Raw genomic sequence first — 6681 nt, 5'->3', positions numbered from 1 at the left:
ACGGGGGTTCCAGGAAGAAATAGCGCACATAAGGTCATTGAAGATATCTTAAAACGTTAATGGAACATATCCTTGGTTAATATATTTTGCCATCCTTTCGCCTATAGGAGCTAACGTTATACCCATGTCCAATACATCATCCTTGATTCCCTCCTTTTCAGCTGAATAGAAGCATGCTGAATCTATTGCTCCCCGTTTCTGTAATTCTTCTAAGGCAGCCAACCCTTCTTCATCTAGAGATTTAAGTGCCTTAAGCGCTTCACCTAAAATTATTACCTTTACGTCTTCATACCGATTAAGAGAGTTCTTTGCTATTACTAACGAGGTAGGAAGCCTTTTTTCATCCATTAGGAGGAAGAGAATTTTTGCCATGATATAGGAATTGTGCACTAATTTATATCTATGAGGGATTAATAATGGCATGGAAAATCCTAGCTGTTCTTTCAACCACCTTACCACTCTTTGTATTTGTCCTTATCTCTCAGGATTCCTGAAATATCTTTCCAGAATTCTTACGCTCTAGGTATATCGCTATATATGATGGAATCATGAAACTATTTCGAATTCTGAGTGGTAAAACATTTTTAAATATATTTCATGGTAAGCTATAGAAGCATTAATTAAATGATCTTTAAGTTCCATGGATATTTACCGCTTTGCCTATAAATCCCTTAACTCTATCACGATTTGTTTCTATCATCACGATCCATTAGCGAGGAAATCCCTCACATATCCTCGAAAGTCTTGTCAAAGACCTCAGAATTGTTGGAAACCTTCACGTTCTCAGATAGATATTTTTACATTCATATTTACTTGCCGTTAGCAGTTTTACTTAAATTATGACGTTTTTATGCATGTCGTGATTTCTCCCCCTTCTTAATAGTATATATCCCTTAAAAACAAGGTCAATTTAAGTCCCATACGTGAGTGGGTAGACCAGAATTTAGGATCAAGGAAAGTATTTGAATGATGATATGGGTTAAAGATTGATAGGCTAATACCCCTAGAGCTGTTTTTAACTGGGGACCTGCGTAAATAGGTTTAATAAAAAGAATCAATGAATTTGTTTTATAATTTTTTAGATATTAGGATTTTTGAATTTCTTTTTTAAGCTGTTCCCTAAGATCCGTTCTTCTAATCTTACCTGTTATGGTAGTCGGTAACTCTTTTACAAACTTGATTATCCTAGGGTAGGCATATACAGCTAACCTCTGTTTAACGAAGTTCTTTATATCGTCTTCTAACCTTTGGTTAGGTTCATAACCCTCCTTTAAGACTATAAATGCTGCAATTATAGTACCTCTTAGTGGGTCTTCGATTCCAACTATAGCTACTTGATTTACTGCCGGGTGTTTAGCTATTACTTCTTCTATTTCTAGCGGGCTTAATCTGTAAGCTGAGGACTTTATTATATCATCCTTCCTTCCTACAAACTTAATGTAACCCTCCTCATCCATGAAGCCCATATCTCCAGTTAATATCCACCCATTAACTATCTTCTCTTTTGTGGCTTTTTCGTTTCTATAATATTCGAGAAGAGCTGAGGGATCAGGAGTCTTCACAGCTATCTCACCTACCTGATTCGGAGGTAATTCATTTCCTTTTCCATCAACTATAGAAACTCTATGTCCTGGACATTCTGGTCCTGTAAAATCTGGTTTTACTTTCATTATAACGGGGGAATTACATATTACCAAATTAACCTCAGTTTGGCCGTAAATATGGTTTAGATCAGCGTTCATAATGTTTTTAACCCAAGAAATTAACTCTGGATCAACCTTTTCCCCTCCACTCATTATAGCCCTTATTTTCAAGTTCCTTTTTCTAACTTCACTTTCCAGCTGTTTCATAATTCTAATCGCTGTAGGTACGAGGAAGGCTCCACTAACCCTGTTCTCTTCCATAGTATCAATAAGGTCATTTACATTTAACCTACCTTTTCTGCTATAAACTACAACAATAGTTCCATAGTAGAGTGAGGGTAATAATAGATCTCCTAACCCACCAATCCACGCCCACTCTGACGGCGTAATGAAAACATCTCCTTTTCTCGGAGCTAGATCAAACGCTATCTGCCATGCTGGTAGATGTCCTAATATCCAACTTCGTGGTAAGAGGACTCCCTTGGGTTGACCAGTTGTACCTGACGTGTAGAAGAGGTGTGTTGGTTGGTCTAACTTTGATCCATGATATTCACTTTTGGTTTCCCTTCCAATTGACGTAAAGTCGTAATCCGCACCTTCTCCATTGCTCACAGTTATGACTTTTAGTCCTGTCTCTTTAATCTCCTTCAGACTATCTTCATCGGCGAATATTATTTTAGCATTACTATGCGTTACCCTATAAGCTATCGAATCTATTCCGAAAAGTGTGGACATGGAGAGAAAAATGGCGCTAGCTTTATACGTACCTAACAGAGAATAGACAAGTTCAGGAGATTGGGGTAACATACCCGCAACTACGTCTCCTCCTTTAACCCCTATCTCTTTTAGGAACTTTTCAATTGCATTACTCCTTTCTCTTAACTCCTGATATGTAAATTGTTTTCCCTCGAAGATAAGTGCCACCCCTTCATTTTGATTAACTTGTTTTACGAAATCGAAGTCATTTGGCCATATGAAGTTTTTCTTTATCTCTTCATAAGTGTTTCCAAATACCCTAATGTCAAACATGATATCACTCCAGCGCTTGTGCCACTCTATCTCTAGGTCCTATAAGTACGAATAATAATGCTACAATAGTGGATACTATTACCAATGTTGAAGTTCCTAGGACTGCATTTCCTAAAGCTAAGGAAAAAAATGTTGCTAGGAACGGTGCAAAAGATGAAAATGCTACACCTAAGTTTATTACGAATGATATATAAGTATACCTAACTGCTGTAGAGATGTTCTCTGCCAGCCAAGCAGGTAATATCGAATATTGCGCACTAAATAATAAACCTAGAACTGCGCCACCTAAGTAAATGAGGGATGGAACTCCAGTGTGGAGTAGTAAGAATATAGGATATAATAGTATAGCCGTAGCACCAAAAATTACTGCTAACATACCTTTCCTAGTAATAAGTTTATCACTAAGATAACCTGCTATAGGGCTGAAGAATAGCCACATTAGATTAGTTATAAGGACTGCAGTACTTATTACTCCAGGGGAAACCTTAACAAAGAGTCCCAAGAAATCTGGCATGTAGGCAATACTACCATAATATATAACACCTACACCGAACATCACTAACGTTGCTACAATAACTAACTTCCAGTATTTCTTAATTAAAAATACGAATGGATATCTTGGGGCTTTTTGCTTACCTTTTTGTAACCACTCGAAACTCTCATCTACTCCCCACCTTACCGCTAATGCTATGGCTAAAGGAATAGCTCCGAACCAGAACATTATCCTCCAACCAAGAGTCTCCATCATTGCACCAGGGGCTAGGAAACTAGCTAAGGTATATGCAGCTACCGCAAATATTAACCCCAATCCAGCTCCTCCTTGCTGTATTCCTCCATAGAGACCTCTTCTATTATCGGGCGATACTTCTGCTACAAATGTCATTCCTCCTCCCCATTCTCCGGCTAAGAAGAAGCCTTGAAGCATCCTTAATATCACTAAGAGAATTGTAGCCGTTATCCCTATCTGCGCATAAGTTGGTAAGAACCCTATAAAAATTGTAGCTAAACCCATAAGTAAGAGCGATAGAAACCATTGTCTTTTCCTACCTAGTCTATCTCCAAAATGACCAAAGAATATTGCTCCAAAAGGTCTAGCGAAGTATCCTATCACAAGTGCTAATAGAGTTTCTAATACACTAACGTAGTAGTTATTTGATGGAAAAAATAGGGGAGCTATTATTGTTGAAGCATATAGGTAAACTACAAAATCGAATAGCTCAAACCCCCAGCCTAAATTTGCTGATATACCAACCTTTAGGGCCTGTTTTGGGTCCTTTCCTGGCGACGTCATAATGTTAAATAATATACTATTATATCTTATAAAATGCTATATATAACAAAAAATTTCTTATATAAAACATAGATAGTCACTTTAAAAAAATTTAAAAGAGTAAAAATTGGTGCTTGGTAGTTGGTACAGATGGTTTTCTCTTGTTTTTGCTAAGGTTTTATATTTTACTCAACGTTAATTTTTTGATTAAATTATTCCAAATATAATATTTTTATTATATAACTTTTAATAATAATTCTTATTTACTTTATATAGTATTGTTTAATATAATTTTCATGACTGCATTATAAAAGTTGTTAAACTTAATTTTTTACTACTATGGTTTTGAGTCAGAGGGTTTGGATAAAAAATCTCCTTCCAAAAACATGTAAGACTACCTTTATAACAATATGGTACTTAAGGGAATAGTTGCAGGAATCCCTAATGGATAGATTAAATTCAATAATTCAACCTTTACCCTTTCTGTTGAGTCTTCCGCTTCCTAAACTCGTCTAGGGATAAACAATTTCTTGTAATTTTGACATGAACCATAGACTTATAAACGTTTATTTTTCCCTTTCCTTGAACGATATCCTTTACTTCTAGCTAGTGCTATATTATAGCCTAGTAAGATTATACCTATAATTTCAATGAATAGTGAGAAGGAGATTAATGGTAATCTAAATGATGTATTATAAACAACTACAGTAAAAGTGGCGTTAACAGGAAAATTACCTCCTTCTAAAGTTATATAAGTATGGCTAAATTTTGCAATAGATGATACGGAGAAAGTTCCATTTACTTCCCACTCTCCATCTACCTTAATCCCGCTAATTAAAAGAATCGTAATAGGGTTAGTTGTGAAACCCTTTGCGATAACCTCATCGCCAGAAGAGGCTGGAAGCTTATACGATATAACATCTTTGTCTCCTATAGTTAAAGAATGGCTCTGTTGATAGATTAATGGTACGTATATAGTACCTAAAGCTATTCCTATCAAACCAACTAAAATAAATATTATAGAAAGAACTAAAACTTTTCTCATTTCAAAATCCCAAGTAACGTCTGTCTAAATTTTTTATCTGTTTCGAATAAACGAGAATATGCTTCATCCCTTTTATTGTTTATATATATACTTCCATTTACTTGATCAATAGTAACTCCTTCAATGGTTGGTTTGATCTCATTTGCTATTTCCAAAATCTTTCTGTATAAATTTAAGTAAGTTCTCCTTATAATCTCTCCATTTATTTCCCTTTTTTTCTGAAGGTATATTATCCCCGGATTATAAAGAATTCCTTCCATGACTAGTCTCTTCGACAACATGTTCTCTTCTCTACCGTTCTCAACTGATTTATATCCTTCATAAAGGAGATTTAGTACTCTTTCCCAAGGTATTGGGTCAATTTCAGGTTTTCCAGAGGACTCGACTATCTTTACTGATAATATTCTATCCTCTGGTTGCGATATATTATCTATTAGATATCCATCTATTGCAATTTTTCCTAGTCTATAAAAAGGGATCCTCATTAGTATCTCCTTAATCTAGGATTTGAAATCTCATCTATACCGTATGTTAAAAATATAAGGCCTACCATAAACATAACTACAAATACTGAAGGAAACAAAAGATAATATAGGGCGGATCCACCGTACACTGCTCCTTCGTTTAGGGCGTTGCTTATCATTACTCCCCAGTTATACGGATTTATCGGTAATAATCCCAGGAAATATAGACCCACAGCCGCGTACACCGCCCCCTCTACGTTAAAAATAAAGTGAATAGCGATGTAGGATGCCAAGTTAGGAAAGATCTCCCTGAATACCGTGTGCCAAGTACCTAGCCCCAGTAATTTGTTTACTTCAATGTAGGGTAAAGATCTTAAAACAAGGACTTGTGATCTGACGGAAAGAGCTAATCCAGTCCAACTACTTATACTTAGAATTAGGGAAATGATAAGCGGATTTGAAGTTCTTATCATTGTTGCTAGTATTATAACAAGGATTAAACTTGGCATTGTCATTACAATATTAGTTATGGATGTTAATATCATATCCATTATCCCTCCTAGATATCCTGACAAAATTCCTATTGTTAGTCCAATAGCGGTAGAAAATAGACCAGCTAGAAAGGCAACTTCCAGGAGAAAAGGCGCACCGGCTACTATATCACCTAGAATGCTGTCCCCTATAGGACCCGTACCAAGTATGTAATAGGGATTGTTTAGCTGTGGAGGAAGAAATATATCCTTAGGATTTACCGATGTGACTAAAGGTGCGGGAATTATAATAGGTCCTACTGTAGCCAAAAGAATGAAAAAAACGGTAACAATAAGACCAAATCTCCCCTTCCTGTTTCTCCAAATCAATTTAAGATAATCAATAAATTTCATACTTTTTAATTGCGCCTTTAAGTAAAAAGGTTTTTACAAACTCTGACCTTATTTGCACAGAGAAAATTTTGTATAGCAATAGATAACTTTTTGATATATATATTTATCTAATAGACTTAATATTAAAAATATATTGTTGGAGAAATAATTTCTTTTTACCATATAAGGAGGGATTTACTCCTTACGTCGAATATCACTTTTTAAAATCTCAGGAAATCAAGTTTAAGTTTCTAAACACGACGTCAGAATTATGGAAAGGGAAATATAATGTTAAGTAATTCCTTATTAAGAAGGGGAAAAAAGAAATATTATTTCCGTAATGATTTAAGTTTAACAATAGAATAAA

At 35.4% G+C, this 6681-nt stretch carries 6 protein-coding genes; all 6 read right to left on the bottom strand.

The features are described from left to right. Positions 1–48: 48 nt before the first annotated feature. The 6 genes from CM19_RS04400 to CM19_RS04375 all read right to left on the bottom strand — a co-directional run bounded on the left by CM19_RS04400 (position 49) and on the right by CM19_RS04375 (position 6335). Positions 49–447 carry a DsrE family protein gene (locus CM19_RS04400; protein WP_150111367.1) on the bottom strand — a complete coding sequence of 133 codons (399 nt, stop codon included), beginning with the start codon at positions 445–447 and terminating at the stop codon, positions 49–51. Positions 448–1085: 638 nt separating this feature from the next. Next, positions 1086–2672 carry an AMP-binding protein gene (locus tag CM19_RS04395; protein WP_048099244.1) on the bottom strand — a complete coding sequence of 529 codons (1587 nt, stop codon included), beginning with the start codon at positions 2670–2672 and terminating at the stop codon, positions 1086–1088. Between the two features lie 4 nt (positions 2673–2676). Then, positions 2677–3963, bottom strand: a complete 1287-nt coding sequence (locus tag CM19_RS04390) for an MFS transporter (protein ID WP_048099243.1) — start codon at positions 3961–3963, stop codon at positions 2677–2679. 535 nt (positions 3964–4498) lie between these two features. Further along, positions 4499–4987, bottom strand: coding sequence for a hypothetical protein (locus tag CM19_RS04385; RefSeq protein ID WP_048099242.1), 489 nt, complete (start codon positions 4985–4987; stop codon positions 4499–4501). After that, complete coding sequence (locus CM19_RS04380; RefSeq protein WP_048099241.1) at positions 4984–5472, bottom strand: hypothetical protein; 489 nt, start codon at positions 5470–5472, stop codon at positions 4984–4986. The genes CM19_RS04385 and CM19_RS04380 overlap by 4 nt, the downstream gene beginning before the upstream one ends. Further along, positions 5472–6335, bottom strand: a complete 864-nt coding sequence (locus CM19_RS04375) for an ABC transporter permease (protein ID WP_048099240.1) — start codon at positions 6333–6335, stop codon at positions 5472–5474. The genes CM19_RS04380 and CM19_RS04375 overlap by 1 nt, the downstream gene beginning before the upstream one ends. Between the last annotated feature and the right edge of the window lie 346 nt (positions 6336–6681).

It is taken from the genome of Candidatus Acidianus copahuensis, from assembly GCF_000632495.1.
Classification (GTDB): domain Archaea; phylum Thermoproteota; class Thermoprotei_A; order Sulfolobales; family Sulfolobaceae; genus Acidianus; species Acidianus copahuensis.
Note: the sequence above shows the minus strand (reverse complement) of the source record. Positions and strands in the feature narration are given on the sequence as shown.